Below are 24970 nucleotides of genomic sequence, written 5' to 3'. Positions count from 1 at the left end.
AGGTAAGCATGTACACCGCGAGCGGTACCAAAGCCTATGCACAGATCAGTGTGGAAAGCGCCGTAATGAGCGCCAACCCACATCAGTTGATCGAAATGTTGTTTGATGGCGCGAACAGCGCCCTGGTGCGCGCTCGCCTGTTTATGCAGCAGGGTGATATCGTCGCCAAAGGTGAAGCGTTAAGTAAAGCCATCAATATTATTGATAATGGCCTGAAAGCCGGCCTGGACCACGAAAAAGGGGGAGAACTCGCCACCAATCTCTCTTCATTGTATGACTATATGGTTCGCCGTTTACTGCACGCTAATCTGAATAATGATTGTCAAGCCATTGAAGAAGTCGAAGGGTTACTCGGCAACATTGCGGATGCCTGGAAACAGATCTCACCGAACGCGTCGTCCCAGGAGTCTCGTTAATGACCTCAGCCGTGGAGTTTATCAACCGTTGGCAGCGCATCGCGCTACTCAGTCACTCGTTGCTGGAACTGGCGCAGCGCGGTGAATGGGACCTTTTACTGGAACAGGAAGTTACCTATCTGCAAAGTATTGAAGTGGTCATGGAAGAGCAAACTCCACCGGGCATTACGCGAAGTATTCAGGACTTAGTCGCCGGGTACATTAAACAGACGCTGGATAACGAGCAACTGCTCAAAACATTATTGCAGCAACGCCTCGATGAACTCAGCAATCTTATCGGTCAGTCGACGCGCCAAAAGACGTTGAATAACGCCTATGGCCGTCTTTCCGGCATGCTGCTGGTACCCGACGCCCCCACTGCCCCACAATAATTTCCCGTCTCGTCTGAATTATCTTCCATACTCCAGAGGTCGGCCAAACGACTTCTGGAGCACGGAAGATGAAAAATCCCACGTTATTGCAGTACTTCCACTGGTATTACCCTGATGGCGGTCAACTCTGGCCCGAACTTGCCGAACGCGCAGGCGGACTCAATGATATCGGCATCAATATGGTATGGCTGCCTCCCGCCTATAAAGGCGCGTCCGGCGGCTATTCCGTTGGCTACGACTCCTACGATCTGTTTGATCTGGGCGAATTCGACCAAAAGGGAACCGTCGCCACCAAATACGGCGATAAAAACCAGCTGCTGGCGGCGATTGACGCGCTGAAACACAATGATATTGCCGTACTGCTGGACGTGGTGGTTAACCACAAAATGGGCGCGGATGAGAAAGAAAAGATCCGCGTCCAACGGGTTAACGCCGAGGATCGCACGCAAATAGACGATGAGATTATCGAATGCGAAGGCTGGACGCGCTACACCTTCCCTGCCCGCGCAGGCCAGTACTCGCAATTCATTTGGGATTTCAAATGCTTCAGCGGCATTGACCATATAGAGAATCCCACCGAAGACGGCATTTTCAAAATCGTTAACGATTACACCGGCGAAGGCTGGAACGATCAGGTTGATGATGAGTTGGGTAATTTTGATTATCTGATGGGAGAAAATATCGATTTTCGTAATCACGCCGTCACCGAGGAAATCAAATACTGGGCGCGCTGGGTGATGGATCAAACCCATTGCGACGGCTTTCGCCTGGATGCCGTCAAGCACATTCCGGCCTGGTTTTATAAAGAGTGGATTGAGCACGTGCAGGAAGTCGCGCCAAAACCGCTGTTTATCGTCGCGGAATACTGGTCCCACGAAGTCGATAAGCTACAAACCTACATCAACCAGGTAGAGGGGAAAACCATGCTGTTCGACGCCCCTTTGCAGATGAAATTCCACGAAGCGTCCCGTCAGGGCCGCGATTATGACATGAGCCAGATTTTCACCGATACCCTGGTAGAAGCAGATCCGTTTCATGCCGTCACGCTGGTGGCCAATCACGACACCCAACCTTTACAGGCACTCGAAGCCCCCGTCGAGCCGTGGTTTAAGCCGCTGGCCTATGCGCTGATCTTGCTGCGTGAAAATGGCGTACCGTCGGTGTTTTACCCTGACCTCTACGGAGCGCATTACGAAGACACCGGCGGCGATGGCGAAACCTATCCTATCGACATGCCGATCATTGAACAGCTTGATGAACTGATCCTCGCGCGCCAGCGCTTCGCACACGGGGTACAGACACTCTTTTTCGATCATCCTAACTGTATCGCTTTTAGCCGCAGCGGAACGGACGACGATCCCGGCTGTGTGGTGGTACTGTCAAACGGCGATGACGGGGAAAAGACCATCAATCTCGGCGCGAATTACGGCAATAAAACCTGGCGTGACTATCTGGGAAATCGCGAGGAAAGCGTGGTCACCGATGAAAACGGTGAAGCAACGTTTTACTGTAACGGCGGGAGCGTCAGCGTGTGGGTCATTGAAGAAGTGATATAAAATTCAACCCCGGTGGCCATGGGCTACCGGGGCGTACGGTTTATGGCAGCGGTGTGGCCAGCGGCGTTTTCTTTAACGCGTCAGCGCACTCCTGCGTCGGGCGATCCACCCGCTGCAGCGTCATACCGTCATATTCCAGCGTATTGCCTTCGCGCTCGATCTCATACAGCTCGCGTTTCACCGTCACGTTGGTGAGATCGCCAGAGAGCATCGTCAGTTTCCCCGGCAGCGCGATCACCCGCTGCCACTGGCGACAATCCAGCGTATCGCCCTCTTTCGTTATCACCAGGCTGGCAATCGCTTCCGGGCTTACCAGACTGCGTTGCGGACCTTTTGACTGCCAGTATCCTTCCAGACCGGCTGGCGCTGGCGTTTTCACCACGTCGTTATAATTTTCTACTTCGGCGCATCCGGTAAGCGCCAGAAATACACCAACGATTGCTAATTTTTTCATCATTCATCCTGCATGCGAAGAAAATGGGATTGTGGCATTAAAGGCCTGATGTCGCCAGCCTTTCAGCGGCATTGAGAAAGATTGATCCAGACGGTATTACCTCTTATTACTCATAGTCAAAAATTCTGAACGGTGTAGTATCCACACTTCTTGTTACATACCTTCTGAGTTCAGAGGCGCAACGCATGTCATGGCAACACTTCAAACAGGCCTGGTTAATTAAATTTTGGGCCCCCGCCCCTGCGGTCATCGCAGCGGGTATTCTCTCCACTTATTATTTCGGCATTACGGGAACCTTCTGGGCCGTTACCGGTGAATTCACCCGTTGGGGTGGGCAAATCCTGCAACTGTTTGGCGTGCACGCCGAAGAGTGGGGATACTACAAACTGATCCATCTCGAAGGCTCGCCCCTGACCCGCATTGACGGCATGATGATCCTCGGTATGTTCGGTGGCTGTTTTGCTGCCGCGCTGTGGGCTAACAACGTCAAGTTACGCATGCCGCGCAGTCGGGTGCGTATTATGCAGGCGATAGTCGGCGGGATGATCGCCGGATTCGGCGCCCGGCTCGCGATGGGCTGCAACCTGGCCGCATTCTTCACAGGCATTCCACAGTTCTCGCTACATGCCTGGTTTTTCGCGCTGGCAACGGCAATCGGCTCATGGTTTGGCGCACGCTTTACCCTGCTGCCGATGTTTCGTATTCCGGTCAAAATGCAGAAAGTCTCCGCCGCTTCGCCGTTGACGCAAAAGCCAGATCAGGCCCGTCGCCGTTTCCGCCTTGGCATGCTGGTGTTTATCGGCATGATCGGCTGGGCGCTGCTCACCGCGATGGATAAACCCAAGCTCGGTCTGGCGATGCTGTTTGGCGTTGGGTTCGGTCTGCTGATTGAACGGGCGCAAATCTGCTTCACCTCCGCCTTCCGCGACCTGTGGATTTCTGGTCGCACCCATATGGCAAAAGCAATCATCTTCGGGATGGCGGTCAGCGCCATCGGTATCTTTAGCTACGTGCAACTGGGCGTCGAGCCTAAAATCATGTGGGCGGGTCCAAATGCGGTGATCGGCGGCTTGCTGTTCGGCTTTGGCATCGTTTTAGCGGGCGGATGCGAAACCGGCTGGATGTATCGCGCCGTTGAAGGCCAGGTGCATTACTGGTGGGTTGGTCTGGGCAACGTTATTGGCTCGACCATTCTGGCCTACTACTGGGATGATTTTGCTCCCGCGCTTGCCACCAACTGGGACAAAGTGAATTTGCTCAACACCTTCGGTCCGCTCGGTGGTCTGCTGGTAACCTATCTGCTGTTGTTTGCCGCGCTGATGCTCATTATCGGCTGGGAAAAACGCTTCTTCCGTCGCGCAGGACTGACGCCTGCCAAGGAGTCTGTATGAAAAATATCGTGCCTGATTATCGCCTCGATATGGTCGGCGAACCGTGTCCATACCCGGCTGTCGCCACGCTGGAAGCGATGCCGCAATTGAAGAAAGGTGAAATTCTGGAAGTGGTGAGCGATTGCCCGCAGTCAATCAACAATATTCCACTGGATGCGCGTAATCACGGCTATACGGTGCTGGATATTCAGCAGGATGGTCCAACGATCCGCTATTTGATTCAGAAGTAACTGGTTGCCGGATGGCCGCTGCGCTTATCCGGCAAACAATCTCTGCACGTTAAACCTACACCTGCATGGACATCACTTCCTGGTAGGCCGACACCAGTTTGTTACGCACCTGAATCCCCATCTGCATTGATACCGACGCTTTTTGCATATCGGTCATCACATCATTTAACGCAATACCCGGCTCACCCAAGGTAAATTTCTCAGCCTGGGTACGGGACGCGGTTTGCACATCGCTGATTCGGTCTAACGCCGCATGCAATTGTCCGGCAAAACTCACGGTCGGTTGTGGCTGCATATCCTGCATTTTTGCTGACATCGCCGTGGCCTGTAACTGGCTGATGACCCCTTCAATCCCCTGTATTGCCGACATTCTGATCCCCTGGATGATTTTTTACTTAGCTGAGATTACCAGTTAGTCAATAAGATAAAGGCGTTAAATAACGATAAAAAACCACGGTTTTTAACGCATAGAAAAATTCGAAACCGCAAATAATGAGACCGTCAATTTTTCGAGTTTGCTGACCCGGGAGTGAGTCTTGTTCCACTTTGCAAAAAACGCCGTCCACGATAAGCCACGAGGTGCGAGATGAGTGCGACAGCATCGACTGCAACCCAGCTTAAACCTCTCGAGTGGTTAAACCGCCTGCGCGCGAATCCCAGAATTCCTCTGATTGTGGCGGGAGCCGCTGCCGTCGCTATCATCGTGGCGATGGTCCTGTGGGCCAAAACACCTGACTACCGCACACTGTTCAGCAACCTATCCGATCAGGATGGTGGCGCGATTGTCACCCAACTGACGCAGATGAACGTTCCCTATCGTTTTACTGAGGGAAGCGGTGCTATAGAAGTTCCTGCCGATAAAGTTCACGAATTGCGGTTACGTCTGGCACAACAAGGTCTGCCGAAGGGCGGCGCCGTTGGCTTTGAGCTGCTGGATCAGGAAAAGTTTGGTATTAGCCAGTTTAGCGAGCAGGTCAACTACCAGCGGGCGCTGGAAGGTGAATTAGCCCGTACCATTGAAACGCTGGGACCGGTAAAACGTGCCCGCGTGCATCTGGCAATGCCAAAACCGTCGCTGTTTGTGCGTGAGCAAAAAGCACCTTCAGCCTCCGTGACCGTTAACCTTGAACCTGGCCGCGCACTGGATGAAGGTCAAATCAGTGCGGTCACGCATCTGGTTTCCAGCGCTGTTGCAGGCTTGCCGCCGGGCAACGTTACGCTGGTCGACCAGGCGGGTCATCTGTTAACTCAGTCGAACACCAGCAGCCGCGATCTTAACGATGCGCAGTTGAAATACGCGAGCGATGTCGAAGGGCGCGTTCAACGTCGTATCGAATCGATCCTGTCGCCGATTGTCGGCAACGGTAACGTACATGCGCAGGTCACCGCGCAACTGGATTTTGCTAATAAAGAGCAAACCGAAGAACAGTACCGTCCAAACAGTGATGATTCCCAGGCCGTGCTGCGTTCACGCCAGTTAAACGTCAGCGAGCAGATCGGGAGCGGAGCGCCAGGCGGCGTACCGGGCGCATTGTCTAATCAACCAGCACCGGCTAATACCGCGCCAATCGCCACCCCTCCGGCTAATCAGCAAAATGCGCAAACCACGCAAACGGCAAATAACAACAATAATGCTGGTCCACGCAGTACGCAGCGTAATGAAACCAGCAACTATGAAGTCGACCGTACCATTCGCCACACCAAAATGAACGTCGGCGATGTACAGCGTCTCTCGGTTGCAGTGGTGGTCAACTATAAAACGTTGCCGGACGGTAAACCGCTGCCGTTAACCGCCGATCAGATGAAACAGATTGAGGACCTGACCCGCGAAGCGATGGGCTTCTCCGACAAGCGTGGCGATACCCTGAACGTGGTGAATTCACCCTTCACGGCGACCGACGATTCCATTGGCGAACTGCCGTTCTGGAAACAGCAGGTCTTTATTGAACAGTTGATGACCGCTGGCCGTTGGTTGCTGGTGCTGCTTGTTGCCTGGATCCTGTGGCGTAAGGCTGTTCGCCCGCAGTTGGTTCGCCGCAGCGAAGAAGCCAAAGCGGTACAAGAACAAACGCGTATCCGTCAGGAAACCGAAGAAGCGGTAGAAGTTCGCCTCAGCAAAGACGAACAAACCCAGCAGCGTCGTACGAATCAACGTCTGGGTGCAGAAGTGATGAGCCAGCGTATTCGTGAAATGTCAGATAACGATCCGCGCGTCGTGGCGCTGGTCATTCGCCAGTGGATGAGTAACGATCATGAGTAATGCCCTTACCGGTACCGATAAAAGCGTCATCCTGCTGATGACCATTGGCGAAGATCGCGCGGCTGAGGTATTTAAACACCTTTCCACGCGCGAAGTTCAGGCGCTCAGTACAGCGATGGCGAACGTACGCCAGATCTCCAACAAACAGTTGACGGAAGTGCTGGCCGAGTTTGAGCAAGAAGCAGAACAATTTGCCGCGCTGAATATCAACGCCAACGAATATCTGCGCTCCGTGCTGGTGAAAGCGCTGGGCGAGGAACGCGCCTCCAGCCTGCTGGAAGATATTCTGGAAACCCGCGATACCACCAGCGGCATTGAAACGCTCAACTTTATGGAGCCACAAAGCGCCGCCGACCTTATCCGCGACGAGCATCCACAGATTATCGCCACCATTCTGGTGCACCTCAAACGGGGCCAGGCCGCCGATATTCTGGCGCTGTTCGACGAGCGTTTACGTCACGACGTGATGCTGCGTATCGCCACCTTCGGCGGCGTGCAGCCTGCCGCGCTGGCAGAACTGACCGAGGTACTGAACGGTCTGCTCGATGGTCAGAACCTCAAGCGCAGCAAAATGGGCGGCGTGAGAACGGCAGCAGAAATTATCAACCTGATGAAAACTCAGCAGGAAGAAGCGGTTATTACCGCCGTACGCGAATTCGACGGCGAGCTGGCACAGAAAATTATCGACGAGATGTTCCTGTTCGAAAACCTGGTGGACGTCGACGATCGCAGTATCCAGCGCCTGTTGCAGGAAGTGGATTCCGAATCACTGCTGATTGCCCTGAAAGGTGCCGAACAGCCGCTACGCGAGAAGTTCCTGCGCAACATGTCGCAACGTGCTGCCGATATTCTGCGCGACGACCTTGCCAACCGCGGCCCGGTGCGTTTGTCGCAGGTGGAAAACGAACAGAAAGCCATTCTGCTTATTGTGCGTCGTCTGGCGGAAACCGGCGAGATGGTGATAGGCAGCGGCGAGGATACCTATGTCTAACGAACTGCCGTGGAAAGTCTGGACTCCGGACGACCTCGCCCCACCGATGGCGGAGTTTGTACTGGCCGACCACAGCGAAACGCCGCTGTCAGAAGAAGCTGAAGAGCCACAGCTTTCCGCAGAGCAACAGCTTGAACAGCAGCTCGCACAGCTGCAAATGCAGGCCCATGAGCAAGGGTATAACGCGGGGCTGGCGGAAGGTCGACAGAAAGGTCACGAACAAGGCTATCAGGAAGGTCTGAGCCAGGGGCTGGAGCAAGGCCAGAACCAGGCGCGAGCACAGCATGCGCCGATCCATGCCCGCATGCAGCAGCTGGTGAGTGAGTTTCAGAATACGCTGGACGCGCTGGATAGCGTCATTGCCTCGCGACTGATGCAAATGGCGCTGGAAGCTGCGCGTCAGGTGATTGGTCAGACGCCAATCGTGGATAACGCGGCGCTGATTAAGCAAATCCAACAGTTATTGCAACAGGAACCGCTGTTTAGCGGTAAGCCTCAGCTGCGCGTACATCCGGACGATCTCCAGCGTGTAGAGGAGATGCTCGGTGCCACTCTCAGCCTGCACGGCTGGAGGCTGCGCGGCGACCCGACTCTGCATCACGGCGGCTGTAAAGTCTCCGCCGACGAAGGCGATCTGGATGCCAGCGTCGCCACACGCTGGCAAGAACTCTGCCGTCTGGCAGCGCCAGGAGTCGTGTAATGACCACTCGCCTGACTCGCTGGCTCAATACCCTGGACAACTTCGAAGAGAAAATGTCACTGCTGCCTGCGGTGCGTCGTTATGGTCGCCTGACCCGCGCAACCGGGCTGGTGCTGGAGGCCACGGGGTTACAGCTGCCGCTCGGTGCCACCTGCGTCATTGAACGCCAGGACGGCAACGAAACCCAGGAGGTCGAAAGCGAAGTCGTGGGCTTTAACGGTCAACGTCTGTTTCTGATGCCGCTCGAAGAGGTCGAAGGCGTTCTGCCCGGCGCGCGCGTATACGCGAAGAACATTGCCGGAGAAGGTCTGCAAAGCGGGAAGCAATTACCGCTTGGCCCTGCTCTGCTGGGTCGTGTGCTGGACGGTAGCGGCAAACCGCTCGACGGACTGCCCGCCCCGGATACCACCGAAACCGGCGCATTGATTACACCGCCGTTTAACCCGCTGCAACGGACCGCAATTGAACACGTCCTGGATACCGGCGTACGCCCCATCAACGCATTGTTAACCGTTGGCCGCGGCCAGCGTATGGGGCTTTTCGCAGGTTCCGGCGTCGGTAAAAGCGTCCTGCTCGGCATGATGGCGCGCTATACCCAGGCCGATGTTATCGTCGTGGGTCTGATTGGCGAGCGTGGTCGCGAAGTTAAAGATTTTATTGAAAATATTCTCGGCGCTGACGGTCGCGCACGCTCGGTAGTGATTGCCGCTCCGGCGGACGTCTCGCCGCTGTTACGTATGCAAGGCGCGGCCTACGCCACGCGCATCGCCGAAGATTTTCGCGATCGCGGACAGCATGTATTGCTGATTATGGACTCCCTCACCCGCTACGCGATGGCACAACGTGAGATAGCCCTGGCGATCGGCGAGCCACCGGCAACCAAAGGTTATCCACCCTCAGTATTCGCTAAGTTACCGGCGCTGGTCGAACGGGCCGGTAACGGTATCCACGGCGGCGGTTCAGTCACCGCGTTTTATACGGTACTGACCGAGGGTGACGACCAACAGGACCCGATTGCCGATTCCGCGCGCGCGATTCTGGACGGTCACATTGTGCTGTCTCGTCATCTGGCCGAGGCGGGTCACTATCCGGCCATCGATATTGAAGCCTCGATCAGCCGCGCCATGACCGCGCTCATTAGTGAAAAACACTATGCACGGGTGCGTAACTTTAAACAGTTGCTGTCCAGCTTCCAGCGTAACCGTGATCTGGTCAGCGTGGGGGCGTATGCCAAAGGCAGCGATCCGATGCTGGATAAAGCCATCGCCTTATGGCCGCAGCTGGAAGCATTCTTACAGCAAGGTATTTTTGAACGGGCTGACTGGGAAGATTCTCTACAAGCTTTGGAACTGATTTTCCCTGGTGTGTGATTAAGCAGGAGAGCATAGGTCATGGCACAACATGGTGCATTAGCAACATTGAAAGACCTGGCTGAAAAAGAGGTAGATGACGCTGCTGTCTTATTGGGAGAGATGCGTCGTGGCTGTCAGCAGGCGGAAGAGCAGTTGAAAATGCTGATCGATTATCAGCATGAGTATCGCAACAATCTGAACAACGACATGGGCCAGGGTATTACCAGCAATCGCTGGATCAATTACCAACAATTTATTCAGACGCTGGAAAAAGCGATTGAGCAACATCGCCAACAGCTCAATCAATGGACACAGAAAGTAGACCAGGCATTGAACAGTTGGCGCGACAAAAAACAACGATTACAGGCGTGGCAGACGTTGCAGGACAGACAAACCTCGGCGGCGTTACTGGCCGAAAACCGTCTGGATCAGAAAAAAATGGATGAATTTGCTCAGCGCGCAGCTATGAGGAAACCCGAATGATTACTTTACCCCAACTGATTACCACCGACACCGATGTAGCCGCAGGTCTTCAGTCAGGCAAAGCGGTAGATTCACCCGAGGATTTTTTAGCGCTGCTGGCTGGCGCATTAGGTGCGGGCGACGCACAAGGTAAAGATGCCCCGCTGTCGCTTGCCGATTTAAAAGCGGCTGGCAGCAAGCTGCAAAAAGGGTTGCTGCAAAAAAATGGCGATGCCACACCGTCGGTCAAATTAACCGATCTGCTGGCGCAACAGGAGCTGCAAACCGAGACTTCTCTTGCCGACATGACTGACGCTCAGCAACTGTTGTCCGCTCTCACGCCTTCACTGAAAGCGAATGCCCTGACGACACTGGGCAAAGTCGCTCAGCAGGACGAAAAAAACACTACGCTGAGTGATGACGATCTCGCCAACCTGAGCGCGTTGTTCGCCATGCTGCCAGGACAACCACTGGCTACGCCTGCCGTCGACAGCGCACCAGCCCCTGTTGATGCGGCGCTTTCCGCATTGTCACGAGGCGCGGTACACGGCGCGGCGACTGATAATGCAGACGAATTACTGCCGGGCGATGCCAAAAAAGGCAAAGCGGATGTCACGATTGCTGGCGGTGGTGCTAATCAGGCAAACAATCCAACATTAACCCCGCTGACGGCAGCAGTGAACGCCAGAGCTGAAATCGACAGCACCCCGTCACCGACCAGCATTGGCATGACTGCGGCCCCGCTAAGTGGTCCACAAACACACGCACAACCGTTACCGACGGCCGCGCCGGTGTTAAGCGCTCCGTTAGGTAGCCATGAATGGCAGCAATCGCTGAGCCAGCACGTCACCTTGTTCACGCGCCAGGGCCAGCAAAGCGCAGAGCTGCGTCTGCATCCGCAGGACCTGGGTCAGGTACATATTTCGCTCAAGCTGGACGATAACCTCGCACAGTTACAAATGGTTTCACCGCACAGTCACGTGCGCGCCGCACTGGAAGCCGCATTACCGATGCTGCGTACACAGTTGGCTGAAAGCGGGATCCAACTGGGGCAAAGCAACATCAGCAGTGAAAGCTTCGCTGGCCATCAGCAGTCTTCCGGACAGCAACAGCAGTCTGGTCGCGCTCAAGGACAAGACATTTTTGCCGCTGAAGATGACGCAATACTGGCAACCCCAGCCTCGCTGCAAGCCGCTGCCCGCGGCGATGGCGCAGTAGACATCTTCGCCTAACGCCAGAGGTAGCATGATTATCCGCGTCTTTTCCACGCTTTGTCGTGGACAGGACACGGGATAATCAGCCCATAAGCTGTACCGAAACAGGAAGCCCGTATCTGATGACTGACTCCGCGATTAACAAAAAAAGTAAACGCGCTATTTGGATCCCTCTGCTGGTATTAATTACCCTCGCCGCCTGCGCAACTGCAGGTTATAGCTACTGGCGCATGCAGCAGCAGCCTTCCGCCAGCGTCAAAGCGGAACCGGCTCCACCGCCAGCCCCGGTGTTCTTTGCGCTGGATACCTTTACCGTCAATCTGGGTGATGCAGACCGTGTGCTGTATATCGGTATCACACTGCGCATGAAAGATGAGGCGACACGTTCACGTCTTAACGAATATCTGCCGGAAGTGCGCAGCCGCTTGCTGCTGCTATTTTCTCGTCAGAATGCGGCCACACTCGCCACCGAGGAAGGTAAGCAACAGCTGATTACCGCCATCAAAGAGACGCTGGCGACTCCGCTTGTTGTTGGGCAACCGAAACAGGTTGTCACCGACGTTCTTTATACAGCTTTTATTCTGCGGTAAAGACATGGGCGACAGTATTCTTTCTCAGGCAGAAATCGACGCATTGCTGAACGGCGATAGCGAAACCAAAGACGAACCCATTTCAGGTATCGCAAAAGAAAGCGATATTCGTCCTTATGATCCCAACACTCAGCGTCGCGTGGTACGTGAGCGTTTACAGGCGTTGGAGATCATTAACGAACGCTTCGCGCGCCAGTTCCGTATGGGGTTATTTAACCTGTTGCGCCGTAGCCCAGATATTACCGTGGGGGCGATCCGTATCCAGCCTTACCACGAATTTGCGCGCAACTTGCCGGTTCCGACCAACCTGAACTTAATCCACCTGAAGCCGCTGCGCGGTACGGGTCTGGTGGTGTTCTCACCAAGTCTGGTATTTATCGCCGTAGACAACCTGTTCGGTGGTGACGGTCGTTTCCCGACGAAAGTGGAAGGCCGCGAATTTACGCACACGGAACAGCGCGTTATCAACCGCATGCTGAAGCTGGCGCTGGAAAGCTACAGCGACGCGTGGAAGGCCATCAACCCGCTGGAAGTGGAATACGTCCGTTCCGAGATGCAGGTGAAATTTACCAATATCACCACCTCCCCGAACGACATTGTGGTGAACACCCCGTTCCACGTTGAAATTGGCAACCTGACCGGTGAATTTAACATCTGTCTGCCATTCAGCATGATTGAGCCGTTGCGTGAGCTGCTGGTGAATCCGCCGCTGGAAAACTCGCGTAATGAAGATCAGAACTGGCGCAATAATCTGGTGCGTCAGGTTCAGCATTCTGAGCTGGAGCTGGTGGCAAACTTTGCCGACATTCCGCTGCGGCTATCCCAGATTTTAAAACTGAAACCCGGCGATGTACTGCCGATTGAAAAACCCGACCGCATTATTGCTCATGTGGACGGCGTGCCTGTGCTGACCAGCCAGTATGGCACTGTAAACGGTCAGTATGCGTTACGCGTAGAACATCTGATAAACCCGATTTTGAATTCGCTGAATGAGGAACAGCCCAAATGAGTGATATGAATAATCCGTCCGATGAGAACACTGGCGCATTGGACGATCTGTGGGCTGACGCGTTAAACGAGCAAAAAACCACGCCCACCAAAAGTGCGGCCGATGCGGTATTCCAGCAGTTAGGTGGCGGCGACGTCAGCGGTGCTTTGCAGGACATCGACCTGATCATGGACATTCCGGTCAAACTGACCGTCGAACTGGGCCGTACCCGCATGACCATCAAAGAGCTGCTGCGCCTGACGCAGGGGTCGGTTGTCGCACTGGATGGTCTGGCAGGCGAACCGCTGGATATCCTGATCAACGGTTATCTGATTGCCCAGGGCGAAGTCGTCGTGGTCGCGGATAAATACGGTGTGCGTATCACTGACATTATCACCCCGTCTGAACGTATGCGCCGTCTGAGCCGTTAATCATGAATACCCAGGCTACCGTTTCTCAACCCGCCGCCGTTCCCGGTTCACCGCTGGTGCAGGTAAGCGGCGCGCTGCTCGGGATCATCGTCTTGATCCTGGCGGTGGCCTGGGTCATTAAACGTCTGGGATTTGCCCCCAAAAGTGCCGGTACTCGCGGGCTGAAAGTCGCAGCCAGCACCTCATTGGGTCCACGTGAGCGCGTGGTGATTGTCGAGGTCGAAGATGCCCGTCTGGTACTGGGTGTCACAGCCTCGCAGATTAACGTCCTGCACACCCTGCCCCCGGCACCTGCCGATGCAGAAGAAAAAACGGCCTCCCCTGCGGATTTCCAGGCCATGATGAAGAGTTTGCTTAAGCGTCCTGGGAGATCCTGATGCGCCGTTTGTTATCCCTCACGCTGGCAGGCTTGTGGCTTTTCAGTCCCGTTGCCCTCGCCCAACTCCCGGGTCTGGTTAGTCAGCCGTTGCCGGGCGGCGGACAAAGCTGGTCTTTGCCCGTGCAGACACTGGTGTTCATCACCTCGCTGACGTTCCTGCCTGCAATTTTGCTGATGATGACCAGCTTCACCCGCATCATCATTGTTTTCGGTCTCCTGCGAAATGCGCTGGGTACCCCCTCTGCACCACCTAACCAGGTGCTACTGGGCCTGGCGCTCTTTTTGACCTTTTTCATCATGTCGCCAGTGATCGATAAAATCTACGTCGACGCATATCAACCGTTCAGCGAAGAGAAGATCTCCATGCAGGAAGCTATGGAGAAAGGCGCCCAGCCGCTGCGTGAGTTTATGTTGCGCCAGACCCGTGAAGCCGATCTGGCCCTCTTCGCGCGCTTAGCAAACAGCGGTCCATTACAGGGACCAGAAGCCGTGCCGATGCGAATTTTGCTACCCGCTTATGTCACCAGTGAGTTGAAAACAGCATTCCAGATAGGTTTTACCATTTTTATTCCGTTTCTGATTATCGACCTGGTGATCGCCAGCGTACTGATGGCGCTCGGGATGATGATGGTACCGCCAGCCACAATCGCGTTGCCGTTTAAGCTGATGCTGTTTGTGTTGGTAGACGGTTGGCAGCTACTTGTCGGCTCGCTGGCACAAAGCTTTTACAGTTAGAGGCGCGAAATGACTCCTGAATCGGTCATGATGATGGGCACAGAGGCGATGAAAGTCGCCCTGGCCCTTGCTGCGCCTTTGCTGTTGGTCGCTCTCGTCACAGGTCTTATCATCAGTATTCTGCAGGCGGCGACCCAGATTAACGAAATGACGCTGTCCTTCATTCCCAAAATTGTCGCGGTGTTTATTGCCATCATTGTTGCTGGCCCGTGGATGCTTAACCTGCTGCTCGACTACGTGCGTACGCTGTTCAGCAATATCCCCTATATCATCGGGTAGACAACGTTATGTTGCAGGTGACCAGCGTTGAGTGGCTCCACTGGCTGAATTTATACTTCTGGCCTTTGCTGCGCATACTGGCGCTCATCTCAACGGCCCCCATCCTCAGTGAACGAGCCATCCCCAAACGGGTAAAGCTGGGGCTGGGGTTGATGATAACCGTCGTTATCGCCCCGTCAATTCCCGCCGTTGACGTCCCCATCTTTTCGATCGGCGCACTATGGCAGGCAATGCAACAAATCCTGATCGGTATCGCTTTAGGCTTCACCATGCAGTTTGCGTTTGCCGCGGTACGTACCGCCGGGGAATTAATTGGCCTGCAAATGGGCCTTTCCTTCGCGACGTTCTTCGATCCCGGTAGCCGTCTGAATATGCCGGTTCTGGCACGACTGATCGACATGCTCGCCATGCTGCTGTTCCTGACCTTTAACGGTCATTTATGGCTGATTTCGCTGCTGGTAGATACTTTTCATACTCTGCCCATCGGTGGCAATCCGGTGAACAGCAATGCGTTTCTCGCGCTGGCACGGGCGGGCAGCCTGATTTTCCTCAACGGGCTAATGCTGGCCCTGCCGGTAATGACGCTGCTACTCACGCTGAACCTCGCACTTGGTTTGTTAAATCGCATGGCGCCACAGCTGTCGGTTTTCGTCATCGGCTTTCCTCTCACTCTGACCGTAGGTATTTCACTAATGGCGGCGCTAATGCCATTAATTGCGCCATTCTGCGAACGATTATTCAGTGAGATTTTTAATTTACTGGCCGATATCGTTAGCGAAATGCCTGGAAAATAATAACCCTTAATTTTTATCCTGTTTTACTAAGGATTGTCCTAATTTTAAAAAGTGACAACATCCACCAGGATATCTCTGTCGCGGCTTATTTGTTTTTGCCTCACTCACATAACGCAACATTCACTTTACTTTAAGATGTTTCCTGGCAAATTATACGCAACTTTACGGGATAGTAAATTCGCCTGAAAAACAGCGAAAGCGTCATCTTGGGTCGTTATTATTCCGTTTAGTTGTGATGAAATAATCAGGTAAGGGGAATTATCGTTACGCATTGAGTGAGGGTATGCCATGTCAACGATTATTATGGATTTATGCAGTTACACCCGACTAGGGTTAACCGGGTATCTGGTAAGTCGGGGAGTGAAAAAAAGGGAAATCAACAACATTTCCAACGTTGATGAACTCAGTCTCGCCTGTGTCTCTCAACAACCCGCTGTGGTGTTTATTAATGAGGACTGCTTTATCCACGATCCTGCTAATAGCCAGCAAATAAAGCAAATCATTAATCAGCATCCCAGCACATTATTTATTGTGTTTATGGCAATTGCCAACGTGCATTTTGATGAATATCTACTCGTCAGAAAAAACTTATTGATTAGTTCTAAATCGATTAAACCTGACTCACTGGATAAACTACTTGGCGATATTCTGAAAAAAGAAGTAGATATTGCTATTGATGTGAATCTGCCGACATTATCATTAAGTCGAACCGAATCCAGCATGCTGCGTATGTGGATGGAGGGTCAGGGAACAATACAGATATCGGATCAAATGAATATCAAAGCCAAGACGGTGTCATCCCATAAGGGGAATATAAAACGAAAGATTAAGACGCATAATAAGCAAGTTATCTATCACGTTGTGAGGCTTACGGATAACGTCACCAATGGTATCTTTGTGAATATGCGCTAAGACGTTCTGACTGGTGGCGACTCCACCAGTCAGAATCAAACAGCGGAACTCATCTCACTCCACTTTTTCCACAAAGATACCATCCTGATGACCTGATTCATTAAAGAACCAGATACCGAGCGGGTAGTCTTCCAGCGAAACCAGGTACATGGTGCCTTCACTAAACTCTTCGATTGCCAGTACCACGCCCGGTCGACGAGGACCGCCGTCCGTTTTGACTGTGACCCGATCATTCACCTTCATAGTTTTCCTCCTGTGGCTTTGTGCCAGTGTAGAACAAATTCCTTTTTCTGGCAGCGCTCTGCACGCGCGATTGCGGGTTTTATCGACGGTCTATACTTAAGTTGTGCGTATCTGATGTTTGGGTACGCTCCCCCGGTATCCTTAACGGTTGAGAGGTATGAGGATGAAAACCGCGAAAGAGTACAGCGATACGGCCAAACGTGAAGTCAGCGTCGATGTCGACGCGCTGCTAAAGGCAATCAACGAAATCTGCGAGAGTGAAATTCATCGCAGCCAGGATGACCCGGAGCGCGTTAGCGTCGACGGCCGAGATTACCATACATGGCATGAACTGGCCGACGCGTTCGAGCTTGATATCCATGACTTTAGCGTATCGGAGATCAATCGCTGACTGAGGGCGAAAAAAATCCCGGCCCTTATCGGGTCGGGATCAAGCTTGCTTATGCAAGAAGCACTTGTAAATTCGTTACACCAGAAAATCTGATGTGAACCAAACCTTATCTGCAATTTTTTTGCCTGACAAGTAAATAATTCTCACAAAAATGATAAATATAACTAATGGGTGAGAGATCACCAGGTTACGGTCGAGTCAAATGTTCAGGCATCCTGACAGAGCTGTCTTCGCTCGCCCGGCACCACCAGTTCATCTTCACGGAATGCTTCCCGTTTAACGCCAAAGCCGTCGTACCAGCGACACTCCACCATTCCGCTGGCATACCCGGTAACGATCATACGTGGGCCACCCTCTTTGGAGGTGACTTCCTCACTGACAGAAAAGACCATACCTGCCTCCTGTATCAAGAGAAACCTTTACACCTTAGATGACAAAGAGGCGTTTTGCATAATCAGTCCTGTAACAATTAGTGCGAAACTCCGCGCAGTCTGGCGACAGCTTTCACCAGCAGAACGACAATCCCACCGATGATAAAGCCGAGCACCAGGTTAAGCAGGGTCGGAAGCATTAGCGAAATCAATGTACTTTGCTGTTGAGCAAAATGTTCAATCGCATGATGCAGCGGTGATATTCCGTGTACCACAATACCGCCCCCCACCAAAAACATCGCCAATGTACCGACCACAGAAAGTGTTTTCATCAGCCAGGGAGCAACCACCAACAACCCTTTCCCCAGCGACTGGGCAAGTTGGCTACGTTTTTCTGCCAGCCAGTACCCGATGTCGTCAAGCTTAACGATAATCCCGACCAGGCCATACACGCCCACAGTCACCACTAACGCGATACCCGATAACACCAACACCTGATTCAGCAAAGGTGCATCCGCTACAATACCCAGCGTAATCGCAACAATCTCGGCAGACAAAATGAAGTCAGTACGTATTGCCCCTTTGATTTTATCTTTCTCAAAGGTGAGTGGATCCTGTGCGGCCAGAGCAGCCAGACGCTGCTGACGCTCTTCCGGGCTTTCTTTGTGCTTACGCGCCTCCAGGGTATGCAGAACCTTTTCTACCCCTTCAAAACAGAGAAACGCCCCACCTACCATTAATAATGGGGTGATCGCCCAGGGAATAAATGCGCTTATCAATAGCGCCAACGGTACAAGGATAACTTTGTTTACAAACGACCCCTTCGCCACGCTCCAGACCACCGGGAGTTCACGGTTCGCCCGCACGCCCGATACCTGCTGCGCATTAAGCGACAAGTCATCTCCCAGCACGCCCGCGGTTTTTTTCGCGGCCAATTTTCCCATCACTGATATATCATCCAGCAGCGTGGCGATATCATCGAGTAAGGTTAGTAAGCTACTTCCTGCCAAAATTTTGACCCTCAATATTATTTTTTTGCAGTCATAAGTATGAAGTAAAACACGCCATGCTGAAACTGACCTTTCTGGTCAACAAGTTTTTAACATCGACACGTAATTATAAATCTCGCCAGTAAGATAGTTTTGACGTTTACTATGTTGCACCTTTTTATTTCTACCGTGAGGGATTATGCGTTTCAGGCAATTGTTACCGCTTTTCAGTGCGCTATTCGCGCTGTACATCATTTGGGGTTCCACGTACTTCGTTATTCGCATTGGTGTTGAAAGCTGGCCGCCGTTAATGATGGCAGCCGTACGTTTTCTCTCTGCGGGAATTTTATTAACAAGTTTTTTACTTATTCGCGGGCATAAGCTCCCCCCCTTACGCTTAATCCTGAACGCCGCGTTAATTGGTATCCTGCTGCTGGCTGTGGGTAATGGACTGGTCACCGTCGCAGAACATCAAAATGTCCCTTCCGGTATTGCCGCCGTGGTGGTCGCCACCGTCCCGCTATTTACGCTGTGTTTTAGCCACTTTTTTGGCATCAAAACGCGCAAACTGGAATGGTTGGGAATAGCGATTGGGCTCGCAGGGATCATCATGCTGAACAGCGGAGGCAATTTAAGTGGCAATCCGTGGGGCGCTATTTTAATCCTGATCGGTTCGATAAGCTGGGCGTTTGGCTCGGTGTACGGTTCACGCATTACGCTGCCCGTTGGCATGATGGCCGGAGCCATTGAAATGTTAGCAGCCGGTATTGTGCTGATGTGCGCATCGTTACTCTCCGGGGAAAAACTGACCACCATGCCAACATTTTCCGGCTTTATGGCGGTGGCTTACCTGGCCCTGTTTGGCTCCATTATTGCCATTAATGCGTATATGTTCTTGATCCGCAATGTCAGCCCGGCGCTAGCCACCAGCTACGCCTACGTCAATCCGGTTGTTGCGGTGCTGTTAGGTACCGGTCTGGGGGGAGAAAGACTGGCCCCTATCGAATGGCTGGCGCTCGGCGTGATCGTGTTTGCTGTGGTGCTGGTAACATTGGGGAAATACCTGTTCCCTGTTAAAGCGGATGCCGTCGCGAGTTCGTCGGAAAAAACATTACAGTAAATGAATACCGAGAGTGTCGATCTGCGCGGTGTCGCCACCGCCGCAGATCCACTCGCTGACACGTTCAGATAACGCTTCATCATCCAGCTTTTCGCGACCACGCAGGGCGCACTCCCAGACAATCAGTACGCGCCAGCCAAGAGCCTGCAATTTTTCACAATCCCGCGCATCGCGTTGGACATTTTTGCCTATTTTTTCCAGCCAGAATTCCGTTCGTGTCGCGGGGACTTTAAACAAATAGCAATTGTGGTGGTGCCAGAAACAACCGTGAGTAAAAATCACACAATGATAATCATCCACCACAAAATCGGGGCGACCGGGTAACGTCGCATCCTGCACGCGAAACGTTACCCCCTGCTCTGTCAGCACGCTGGCAAGGCGTTTTTCAATTGCGGTATCGCGGGTGGCTATCGCCCGCATATTTTTACTGCGTGTTGCTTTATCGTGAACGTCTGCCATGCAGGTTCTCTTTCTCGCGAATAGCAACTGCCTGCCTGATTTTTGGCTCCAGCAGCCTGGCCACCGCCGCAAATGCCGGAACGACCACCGAATTACCAAACTGGCGATAAGCCTGAGTATCTGACACGGGGATCCTGAACTGATAGCCTTGCGGAGATTCAAACCCCATCAGGCGCGCGCACTCTCTGGGCGTAAGTCTGCGAGGGCGGTGTCTCTGATTCTGAGGATCGTCAAAATCTTTTTCACCCAGCGCCATATCCCAGCCACGGTCAATCAGAATCTCCGCCCCATCCTTATAATAACGCGCAGATAATGTGCGCGTTACGCTATCAGGGTTACCGGGATACACCATGCCATAGCCAAATCCATTTCCCCGCGCCTGATGCTTTTTCGCATAGCGGTAGAGGTATTTCCACAGCACCGGCGTCAGCACATATTTCGCATCGACGGTCGGCTCAAGCAGTTCCGCCAGCGTAGTACGCCGCTGCGGATAACGCGTGACAATATCCCGCAGCGTGAAGTCTGATTTCAAATTCAGATCGCGTCGGAAGCCGACAAGCACGATACGTTCGCGATGTTGAGGCAAAAAATGTTGCCCATCGATAATTTTCGGATCGTCCGGACCGTTATCTGCCGCATCTGCCACGTCATACCCCAGCTCGTCCAGCGTCTGCATAATGATGCGAAACGTTTTGCCTTGATCGTGACTCTTCAGGTTTTTGACGTTTTCGAGCACAAATATTGCAGGTCGACGAGCGTCGATAATGCGCACCACGTCAAAAAAGAGTGTGCCTTGTGTATCACAGGCAAAACCGTGGGCCCGCCCTAACGCATTTTTCTTTGACACCCCGGCCAGGGAGAAGGGCTGACAAGGAAATCCCGCCAGCAGTACATCATGTTCTGGAATGTGCTGGCGAATATGTTCTGCCGCCTGCTGGTCGCTCACCCCATCCTGATGGCTCAGCGTGACATCACGAATATCTTCATTAAAGTGATGCTGGAAGGGATCGCAATAGTTGTTCGCTTTGTAGGTACGCACCGCATGCTTGTTCCACTCGCTGGTAAACACGCACTGCCCACCAATTGCCTCAAAGCCGCGACGAATCCCGCCAATGCCGGCAAACAGATCGATAAATCGAAAGGCATAATGCGGATGATGCGCAGGTGGCGTCGGCAGCAAGGAATTCAGATAAGTAAACTCATTGTCGCTGAGGCGATGCCATGTTTCGTTCGCCACCACTCGCTTAAAGATGGCCGGACTCCAGCGGTTCTCGCCAACACCGTTCAGATAAGCAACCAGGGTTTTCACGTCATATATTTCAAGCAACTTAGCCAAAATCACCTGCGCGGCGGCCTTGTTATCATCTGTCATCGGGTTCATGGAGCCTGCTACTGAAAAATTATCCTGCATACATTTAACCGGCCGAAATGGATAACCGACAGATTAACATAAAATAGTGTGGTTGACGTTGCGGCTGTACTGGCGACTAACGTGCTTTAAAGGGTTGAATCGCGTCAAGATCCAGCATTTCATACTCTCCTTTTAACTCCGCACTCAGCTTCGCCATATACGTCAGTAAGAAGTCAGCATTATGCTGCGCTAAATGTCGTCCTTGTTCAGTTTGCATCGTCGACGGCAACGTCAATAACTTGGTCTGGAAGTGATCGAGCGCGTACTGTTTGTCATCAAGGCCACGCTGGCGGGCAAACGGATCTTCCGCATCAAATAGCGCCACGCCTAACGCACCAGACACAGCAAATACGCGCGCTAGACCGATAGCCCCCAGCGCCTCAAGCCGGTCCGCATCCTGCACGATTTTCGCTTCAAGGGTTTCTGGTGCAATTTTGGCGCTAAAACTGTGCGCCTCAATGGCATGGCACACGGCAGGTATTCTTTGTTGTGGAAAATCCGGAAAATCGCGTATCAAAATGCGACGCGTTTCCAGAGCTGCCAGTACCGACGAACGATGACGCTCAGGATGGTTCTTTGGCAGGCTGACGAGATCATGGAAGTAGCACGCGGTCAACACCACTAGCCAGTCTACAGTAGCATCTGTACTCAGCTTTTGCGCCGTCATCCACACACGACGAAAGTGAAAGATGTCATGCGCAGCATCTTGTCCGGAATGGTTATCAGCTAACCAAGCTTCAAATTGCGACTGCCAGTCGTGCAGTTTCATGCTATCTCCCTTTGTAGAAAGAAAATCACCTTAGCAACAATTTTCATTGCAAACCACTGCCTGCCCCATTACATAATTAACTTTTATTATCGCACCAAAAACAAAATCCACATGAATTTATAGAAACCATAATATCAATATCAACAACCATATTATATGAATAACAAAAACAAATACTCCGCACAAATAAAATTCAAGTTTCAAATAAATAACTAGATATACATAAAATATTGATTAAAAATGATTTATGTGACAAATAACAATTTATCAAACATATATTTTTAGTTATAAAAACACATCAATGAAACATTTAGAAATATTTTAAATACATTTGTTACATGTTATGTTTTAAATTAAATGAACTTCATAGATAGTATCCAAATGTAGTTGCTTGGATAGTACTACATATTCATTTTAATTATCATGCAAAGGGAATACATAATGAAAAGAAAAGTATTGGCACTGCTTCTCCCTGCTTTATTAGCTGCAGGCGCAGCAAATGCGGCTGAAATCTATAATAAAAACGGCAATAAACTGGATCTGTATGGAAAAGTCGATGGTCTGCGTTATTTCTCTGATAACCCTGGCGACGATGGCGATCAGACCTATGCCCGTCTGGGTTTTAAGGGCGAAACACAGATCAACGACATGCTGACCGGTTATGGTCAGTGGGAATACAACATTAAGGCCAATACTGCTGAAGGTGAAGGCGCAAATGCTGCAACTCGTCTGGCCTTTGCCGGTTTAGGTTTTGGCCAGAACGGTACCTTCGACTACGGTCGTAACTACGGCGTCGTCTACGATGTAGAAGCCTGGACAGATATGCTGCCGGAATTTGGCGGTGACACCTACACCCAGACCGACGTGTATATGACCGGTCGTACCAATGGCGTGGCCACTTACCGTAATAATGGTTTCTTTGGTCAGGTTGATGGCCTGAACTTTGCTTTGCAGTATCAAGGCAATAATGAAGATGGTGGTTCAGGCGAAGGTACCGGTAATGGTAAAGGTCGGGACCTGACACGTGAGAACGGCGACGGTTTCGGTATGTCCACCTCTTATGACTTCGACTTCGGTTTAAGTCTTGGCGCTGCATACTCCAGTTCTGACCGTTCTAACAATCAAGTTGCTGAAGGTCGCAATGATCGTAGCTACACCAGTAAATATGCTGGTGGTGAAACAGCAGATGCATGGACTGTTGGCGCGAAATATGACGCTAACAACGTATACCTGGCTGCAATGTATGCCGAAACCCGCAATATGACCGCTTATGGTGATGACAAAGGCGGTATCGCCAACAAAACGCAGAACTTCGAAGTTGTTGCACAATACCAGTTTGACTTTGGTTTGCGCCCGTCCGTTGCATTCCTGCAATCTAAAGGTGTCGACTTAGGTGGCTGGGATCACCATAGCAATGGCACCCCACGCTACACCGACAAAGATCTGGTCAAATATGTTGAAGTGGGTATGACTTACTACTTCAACAAAAACATGTCCACCTACGTTGACTATAAAATCAACCTGCTGGACGAAGACGACAGCTTCTATGAAAGCAATGGTATCGCAACTGACGACATCGTTGCCGTTGGTTTAGTCTACCAGTTCTAATTACGACAAAAATACGCAAGCCCGCTTCATACCAAGCGGGCTTTTTCACCGCACAGGGATAAGCTCTGCTAACAGCGCCAGATATCCGACACTCTTTTAGAATTAATGCGGGGAAGATTTTGAAAAAATATTGATAACCAGAACCCCAGCGCAAATCAGGAACATGCCTGCGATCGCCGGGAAATCCAGCTTTTGCCCACTTACCAACCAGCCCAAAAGGCTGATTAATACGATTCCAGCACCTGACCAAATTGCGTACGCAATACCCGTTGGAATCGTCGAAAGCGTCTGAGCGAGAAGATAAAAAGCAGTGCAGTAGCACACAATGGTTGCGACAGATGGCCATAGACGTGTAAACCCGTCAGAGAACTTCATCAGGGTTGTACCTATTACTTCAGCTACAATGGCCCCGGCAAGGAAAATGTATGAATTCAAAATCTGGCCCCATGTGACAATCTAAGATAATTATCGTATCACAAAGGGTTAAGTGAGTTTATCCAAAACAAGTCGTGGGCATAACCCCAACAAATATTGCAATCTTGTCACCGTCTTGTGCGCCCGCTCATCGCTCAAAGATAACTGTCAGATTTATTCTCGAGGCTTGTTGCTAATTTCTCTAACGGCCTGGTTTCTGGGGCTATCTTCTTCTAGCATAAAAGCCAAAATAACGTTAGCTACCCTGCCCCTGGTTTAACTTTGAGCCGCAGGAAAAAAACTTGATAGAAACGAGAAAGGACAAACAACTATTCTCAGATCACAAAACTGAACGCCAGGTTGCGGTTTATGACAGAAAAGTGAAAATTTCCCCCACACTGGATCTTCCAGTATTGGGCAAATCAGAACATGATGATGGCGAGCTTTATACTAAGCGAATATACCGACACTATACCAAGTGTGACATGAGTCGTTGAAAGGAATTGAGCTAAGTGTTTGAATAGTGGCGGAGAGAGGGGGATTTGAACCCCCGGTAGAGTTGCCCCTACTCCGGTTTTCGAGACCGGTCCATTCAGCCGCTCTGGCATCTCTCCGTTTTGGCGGTTGCCATGATGCCAGGTAATTTGGCATTTTAACAGACCCCGTTCCGTCAATTTCGTTCAAGTGACG

The 24970-nt window shown here is 51.9% G+C and carries 30 protein-coding genes, 1 tRNA gene and 2 pseudogenes; 23 read left to right on the top strand and 10 right to left on the bottom strand.

Annotated features, from left to right (window positions below; genetic code table 11):
• Positions 1-8: 8 nt before the first annotated feature.
• The 3 genes from fliS (at position 9) to amyA (ending at position 2343) form a co-directional block, all read left to right on the top strand.
• Positions 9-416: a flagellar export chaperone FliS gene (gene fliS / locus OGV57_RS19990; protein WP_003834041.1), complete on the top strand. Its 408-nt coding sequence runs from the start codon at positions 9-11 to the stop codon at positions 414-416.
• Entirely contained in the window at positions 416-787 is a 372-nt protein-coding gene (fliT, locus tag OGV57_RS19985; RefSeq protein ID WP_003030458.1) for a flagella biosynthesis regulatory protein FliT, read from the top strand. The genes fliS and fliT overlap by 1 nt, the downstream gene beginning before the upstream one ends.
• 68 nt (positions 788-855) lie before the next feature.
• Positions 856-2343, top strand: a complete 1488-nt coding sequence (gene amyA, locus OGV57_RS19980) for an alpha-amylase (RefSeq protein ID WP_003834042.1) — start codon at positions 856-858, stop codon at positions 2341-2343.
• A 40-nt stretch (positions 2344-2383) separates the two neighbouring features.
• Here amyA and yedD read toward each other — a convergent pair whose 3' ends face one another.
• On the bottom strand, positions 2384-2797 hold the full coding sequence (gene yedD / locus OGV57_RS19975) for a lipoprotein YedD (protein ID WP_003030454.1): 414 nt from the start codon (positions 2795-2797) through the stop codon (positions 2384-2386).
• Between the two features lie 185 nt (positions 2798-2982).
• On the opposite strand from yedD, the gene yedE reads away from it, so the two are divergent.
• Both yedE and yedF read left to right on the top strand, forming a co-directional pair.
• Positions 2983-4188 carry a selenium metabolism membrane protein YedE/FdhT gene (yedE, locus tag OGV57_RS19970; protein WP_003839093.1) on the top strand — a complete coding sequence of 402 codons (1206 nt, stop codon included), beginning with the start codon at positions 2983-2985 and terminating at the stop codon, positions 4186-4188.
• Positions 4185-4418, top strand: a complete 234-nt coding sequence (gene yedF / locus OGV57_RS19965; RefSeq protein WP_000790504.1) for a sulfurtransferase-like selenium metabolism protein YedF — start codon at positions 4185-4187, stop codon at positions 4416-4418. The genes yedE and yedF overlap by 4 nt, the downstream gene beginning before the upstream one ends.
• A gap of 55 nt (positions 4419-4473) precedes the next feature.
• Here yedF and fliE read toward each other — a convergent pair whose 3' ends face one another.
• Positions 4474-4788, bottom strand: a complete 315-nt coding sequence (fliE, locus tag OGV57_RS19960; protein WP_003030448.1) for a flagellar hook-basal body complex protein FliE — start codon at positions 4786-4788, stop codon at positions 4474-4476.
• Between the two features lie 216 nt (positions 4789-5004).
• Between fliE and fliF the strand changes: the two genes are divergently transcribed.
• The 14 genes and pseudogenes from fliF (at position 5005) to rcsA (ending at position 16505) form a co-directional block, all read left to right on the top strand.
• Positions 5005-6678, top strand: a complete 1674-nt coding sequence (fliF, locus tag OGV57_RS19955; RefSeq protein WP_054528524.1) for a flagellar basal-body MS-ring/collar protein FliF — start codon at positions 5005-5007, stop codon at positions 6676-6678.
• The gene (gene fliG / locus OGV57_RS19950) at positions 6671-7669 is read left to right on the top strand and encodes a flagellar motor switch protein FliG (protein WP_003030443.1); all 999 of its coding nucleotides are present in this window, start codon (positions 6671-6673) and stop codon (positions 7667-7669) included. The genes fliF and fliG overlap by 8 nt, the downstream gene beginning before the upstream one ends.
• Positions 7662-8369, top strand: a complete 708-nt coding sequence (fliH, locus tag OGV57_RS19945; RefSeq protein WP_003030441.1) for a flagellar assembly protein FliH — start codon at positions 7662-7664, stop codon at positions 8367-8369. Before fliG ends, fliH begins: the two co-directional genes overlap by 8 nt.
• Positions 8369-9739 carry a flagellar protein export ATPase FliI gene (gene fliI / locus OGV57_RS19940; protein ID WP_003030440.1) on the top strand — a complete coding sequence of 457 codons (1371 nt, stop codon included), beginning with the start codon at positions 8369-8371 and terminating at the stop codon, positions 9737-9739. Before fliH ends, fliI begins: the two co-directional genes overlap by 1 nt.
• A gap of 21 nt (positions 9740-9760) precedes the next feature.
• Positions 9761-10204 (top strand): flagellar export protein FliJ, encoded by a 444-nt coding sequence (gene fliJ / locus OGV57_RS19935; RefSeq protein ID WP_003030438.1) that lies wholly within the window; start codon positions 9761-9763, stop codon positions 10202-10204.
• Positions 10201-11415: a flagellar hook length control protein FliK gene (gene fliK, locus OGV57_RS19930; RefSeq protein ID WP_032936829.1), complete on the top strand. Its 1215-nt coding sequence runs from the start codon at positions 10201-10203 to the stop codon at positions 11413-11415. The genes fliJ and fliK overlap by 4 nt, the downstream gene beginning before the upstream one ends.
• A 104-nt stretch (positions 11416-11519) precedes the next feature.
• Positions 11520-11987, top strand: a complete 468-nt coding sequence (gene fliL, locus OGV57_RS19925; RefSeq protein WP_003030435.1) for a flagellar basal body-associated protein FliL — start codon at positions 11520-11522, stop codon at positions 11985-11987.
• Positions 11988-11991: 4 nt separating this feature from the next.
• Positions 11992-12996, top strand: a complete 1005-nt coding sequence (gene fliM / locus OGV57_RS19920) for a flagellar motor switch protein FliM (RefSeq protein ID WP_003030434.1) — start codon at positions 11992-11994, stop codon at positions 12994-12996.
• Positions 12993-13406, top strand: a complete 414-nt coding sequence (gene fliN / locus OGV57_RS19915) for a flagellar motor switch protein FliN (protein ID WP_003030433.1) — start codon at positions 12993-12995, stop codon at positions 13404-13406. Before fliM ends, fliN begins: the two co-directional genes overlap by 4 nt.
• The gene (gene fliO / locus OGV57_RS19910; RefSeq protein WP_085951576.1) at positions 13406-13783 is read left to right on the top strand and encodes a flagellar biosynthetic protein FliO; all 378 of its coding nucleotides are present in this window, start codon (positions 13406-13408) and stop codon (positions 13781-13783) included. Before fliN ends, fliO begins: the two co-directional genes overlap by 1 nt.
• Positions 13783-14520 (top strand): flagellar type III secretion system pore protein FliP, encoded by a 738-nt coding sequence (gene fliP / locus OGV57_RS19905; protein WP_003030427.1) that lies wholly within the window; start codon positions 13783-13785, stop codon positions 14518-14520. The genes fliO and fliP overlap by 1 nt, the downstream gene beginning before the upstream one ends.
• A 9-nt stretch (positions 14521-14529) precedes the next feature.
• Entirely contained in the window at positions 14530-14799 is a 270-nt protein-coding gene (gene fliQ / locus OGV57_RS19900) for a flagellar biosynthesis protein FliQ (protein ID WP_003030425.1), read from the top strand.
• An 8-nt stretch (positions 14800-14807) separates the two neighbouring features.
• Positions 14808-15603: pseudogene (gene fliR / locus OGV57_RS19895) on the top strand (flagellar biosynthetic protein FliR).
• Positions 15604-15881: 278 nt separating this feature from the next.
• The gene (rcsA, locus tag OGV57_RS19890; RefSeq protein ID WP_003030421.1) at positions 15882-16505 is read left to right on the top strand and encodes a transcriptional regulator RcsA; all 624 of its coding nucleotides are present in this window, start codon (positions 15882-15884) and stop codon (positions 16503-16505) included.
• Between the two features lie 54 nt (positions 16506-16559).
• Here rcsA and dsrB read toward each other — a convergent pair whose 3' ends face one another.
• On the bottom strand, positions 16560-16748 hold the full coding sequence (dsrB, locus tag OGV57_RS19885; RefSeq protein WP_003030419.1) for a protein DsrB: 189 nt from the start codon (positions 16746-16748) through the stop codon (positions 16560-16562).
• A gap of 163 nt (positions 16749-16911) precedes the next feature.
• Between dsrB and yodD the strand changes: the two genes are divergently transcribed.
• Positions 16912-17139 carry a YodD family peroxide/acid resistance protein gene (yodD, locus tag OGV57_RS19880; RefSeq protein ID WP_003030417.1) on the top strand — a complete coding sequence of 76 codons (228 nt, stop codon included), beginning with the start codon at positions 16912-16914 and terminating at the stop codon, positions 17137-17139.
• 206 nt (positions 17140-17345) lie between these two features.
• On the opposite strand, the gene OGV57_RS19875 is transcribed toward yodD, so the two are convergent.
• Together OGV57_RS19875 and OGV57_RS19870 are read right to left on the bottom strand one after the other, a co-directional pair.
• The gene (locus OGV57_RS19875; RefSeq protein ID WP_003030415.1) at positions 17346-17531 is read right to left on the bottom strand and encodes a YodC family protein; all 186 of its coding nucleotides are present in this window, start codon (positions 17529-17531) and stop codon (positions 17346-17348) included.
• Between the two features lie 77 nt (positions 17532-17608).
• Positions 17609-18523, bottom strand: a complete 915-nt coding sequence (locus OGV57_RS19870) for a DUF808 domain-containing protein (RefSeq protein ID WP_169316136.1) — start codon at positions 18521-18523, stop codon at positions 17609-17611.
• Between the two features lie 175 nt (positions 18524-18698).
• Here OGV57_RS19870 and yedA point away from each other — a divergent pair, with 175 nt between their 5' ends.
• Positions 18699-19619, top strand: a complete 921-nt coding sequence (gene yedA, locus OGV57_RS19865) for a drug/metabolite exporter YedA (RefSeq protein WP_003839069.1) — start codon at positions 18699-18701, stop codon at positions 19617-19619.
• Here the strand turns inward: yedA and OGV57_RS19860 are convergent.
• The 3 genes from OGV57_RS19860 to OGV57_RS19850 all read right to left on the bottom strand — a co-directional run bounded on the left by OGV57_RS19860 (position 19611) and on the right by OGV57_RS19850 (position 22258).
• Positions 19611-20078 carry a very short patch repair endonuclease gene (locus OGV57_RS19860; RefSeq protein WP_048232273.1) on the bottom strand — a complete coding sequence of 156 codons (468 nt, stop codon included), beginning with the start codon at positions 20076-20078 and terminating at the stop codon, positions 19611-19613. The genes yedA and OGV57_RS19860 overlap by 9 nt on opposite strands.
• Entirely contained in the window at positions 20059-21489 is a 1431-nt protein-coding gene (locus OGV57_RS19855; RefSeq protein ID WP_054528525.1) for a DNA cytosine methyltransferase, read from the bottom strand. The genes OGV57_RS19860 and OGV57_RS19855 overlap by 20 nt, the downstream gene beginning before the upstream one ends.
• A 76-nt stretch (positions 21490-21565) precedes the next feature.
• Entirely contained in the window at positions 21566-22258 is a 693-nt protein-coding gene (locus OGV57_RS19850) for a phosphohydrolase (RefSeq protein WP_054528526.1), read from the bottom strand.
• A 441-nt stretch (positions 22259-22699) separates the two neighbouring features.
• Between OGV57_RS19850 and OGV57_RS19845 the strand changes: the two genes are divergently transcribed.
• Positions 22700-23866 carry a porin gene (locus tag OGV57_RS19845; RefSeq protein WP_032936822.1) on the top strand — a complete coding sequence of 389 codons (1167 nt, stop codon included), beginning with the start codon at positions 22700-22702 and terminating at the stop codon, positions 23864-23866.
• 102 nt (positions 23867-23968) lie between these two features.
• Here OGV57_RS19845 and OGV57_RS19840 read toward each other — a convergent pair whose 3' ends face one another.
• On the bottom strand, positions 23969-24301 hold the full coding sequence (locus OGV57_RS19840) for an EmrE family multidrug efflux SMR transporter (protein WP_003839058.1): 333 nt from the start codon (positions 24299-24301) through the stop codon (positions 23969-23971).
• 296 nt (positions 24302-24597) lie between these two features.
• Here OGV57_RS19840 and OGV57_RS19835 point away from each other — a divergent pair.
• Positions 24598-24777 (top strand): annotated as a pseudogene (locus tag OGV57_RS19835) (hypothetical protein); the annotation flags it as partial.
• 27 nt (positions 24778-24804) lie between these two features.
• Here the strand turns inward: OGV57_RS19835 and OGV57_RS19830 are convergent.
• Positions 24805-24894, bottom strand: a tRNA-Ser gene (locus tag OGV57_RS19830).
• Positions 24895-24970: the final 76 nt, after the last annotated feature.

Source organism: Citrobacter sp. Cf087 (assembly GCF_030334285.1).
Taxonomy (GTDB): domain Bacteria; phylum Pseudomonadota; class Gammaproteobacteria; order Enterobacterales; family Enterobacteriaceae; genus Citrobacter; species Citrobacter freundii.
The sequence above is the reverse complement of the archived record's forward strand: the minus strand, read 5'-3'. Positions and strand labels throughout refer to the sequence as shown.

What these genes read in the sequence shown, in the direction of transcription:
- fliS (WP_003834041.1), top strand. Translation starts at nt 9, where the DNA reads ATGTACACCGCGAGCGGTACCAAAGCCTATGCACAGATCAGTGTGGAA.
- fliT (WP_003030458.1), top strand. Translation starts at nt 416, where the DNA reads ATGACCTCAGCCGTGGAGTTTATCAACCGTTGGCAGCGCATCGCGCTA.
- amyA (WP_003834042.1), top strand. Translation starts at nt 856, where the DNA reads ATGAAAAATCCCACGTTATTGCAGTACTTCCACTGGTATTACCCTGAT.
- yedD (WP_003030454.1), bottom strand. Translation starts at nt 2,797, where the DNA reads ATGAAAAAATTAGCAATCGTTGGTGTATTTCTGGCGCTTACCGGATGC.
- yedE (WP_003839093.1), top strand. Translation starts at nt 2,983, where the DNA reads ATGTCATGGCAACACTTCAAACAGGCCTGGTTAATTAAATTTTGGGCC.
- yedF (WP_000790504.1), top strand. Translation starts at nt 4,185, where the DNA reads ATGAAAAATATCGTGCCTGATTATCGCCTCGATATGGTCGGCGAACCG.
- fliE (WP_003030448.1), bottom strand. Translation starts at nt 4,788, where the DNA reads ATGTCGGCAATACAGGGGATTGAAGGGGTCATCAGCCAGTTACAGGCC.
- fliF (WP_054528524.1), top strand. Translation starts at nt 5,005, where the DNA reads ATGAGTGCGACAGCATCGACTGCAACCCAGCTTAAACCTCTCGAGTGG.
- fliG (WP_003030443.1), top strand. Translation starts at nt 6,671, where the DNA reads ATGAGTAATGCCCTTACCGGTACCGATAAAAGCGTCATCCTGCTGATG.
- fliH (WP_003030441.1), top strand. Translation starts at nt 7,662, where the DNA reads ATGTCTAACGAACTGCCGTGGAAAGTCTGGACTCCGGACGACCTCGCC.
- fliI (WP_003030440.1), top strand. Translation starts at nt 8,369, where the DNA reads ATGACCACTCGCCTGACTCGCTGGCTCAATACCCTGGACAACTTCGAA.
- fliJ (WP_003030438.1), top strand. Translation starts at nt 9,761, where the DNA reads ATGGCACAACATGGTGCATTAGCAACATTGAAAGACCTGGCTGAAAAA.
- fliK (WP_032936829.1), top strand. Translation starts at nt 10,201, where the DNA reads ATGATTACTTTACCCCAACTGATTACCACCGACACCGATGTAGCCGCA.
- fliL (WP_003030435.1), top strand. Translation starts at nt 11,520, where the DNA reads ATGACTGACTCCGCGATTAACAAAAAAAGTAAACGCGCTATTTGGATC.
- fliM (WP_003030434.1), top strand. Translation starts at nt 11,992, where the DNA reads ATGGGCGACAGTATTCTTTCTCAGGCAGAAATCGACGCATTGCTGAAC.
- fliN (WP_003030433.1), top strand. Translation starts at nt 12,993, where the DNA reads ATGAGTGATATGAATAATCCGTCCGATGAGAACACTGGCGCATTGGAC.
- fliP (WP_003030427.1), top strand. Translation starts at nt 13,783, where the DNA reads ATGCGCCGTTTGTTATCCCTCACGCTGGCAGGCTTGTGGCTTTTCAGT.
- fliQ (WP_003030425.1), top strand. Translation starts at nt 14,530, where the DNA reads ATGACTCCTGAATCGGTCATGATGATGGGCACAGAGGCGATGAAAGTC.
- rcsA (WP_003030421.1), top strand. Translation starts at nt 15,882, where the DNA reads ATGTCAACGATTATTATGGATTTATGCAGTTACACCCGACTAGGGTTA.
- dsrB (WP_003030419.1), bottom strand. Translation starts at nt 16,748, where the DNA reads ATGAAGGTGAATGATCGGGTCACAGTCAAAACGGACGGCGGTCCTCGT.
- yodD (WP_003030417.1), top strand. Translation starts at nt 16,912, where the DNA reads ATGAAAACCGCGAAAGAGTACAGCGATACGGCCAAACGTGAAGTCAGC.
- OGV57_RS19875 (WP_003030415.1), bottom strand. Translation starts at nt 17,531, where the DNA reads ATGGTCTTTTCTGTCAGTGAGGAAGTCACCTCCAAAGAGGGTGGCCCA.
- yedA (WP_003839069.1), top strand. Translation starts at nt 18,699, where the DNA reads ATGCGTTTCAGGCAATTGTTACCGCTTTTCAGTGCGCTATTCGCGCTG.
- OGV57_RS19860 (WP_048232273.1), bottom strand. Translation starts at nt 20,078, where the DNA reads ATGGCAGACGTTCACGATAAAGCAACACGCAGTAAAAATATGCGGGCG.
- OGV57_RS19855 (WP_054528525.1), bottom strand. Translation starts at nt 21,489, where the DNA reads ATGCAGGATAATTTTTCAGTAGCAGGCTCCATGAACCCGATGACAGAT.
- OGV57_RS19850 (WP_054528526.1), bottom strand. Translation starts at nt 22,258, where the DNA reads ATGAAACTGCACGACTGGCAGTCGCAATTTGAAGCTTGGTTAGCTGAT.
- OGV57_RS19845 (WP_032936822.1), top strand. Translation starts at nt 22,700, where the DNA reads ATGAAAAGAAAAGTATTGGCACTGCTTCTCCCTGCTTTATTAGCTGCA.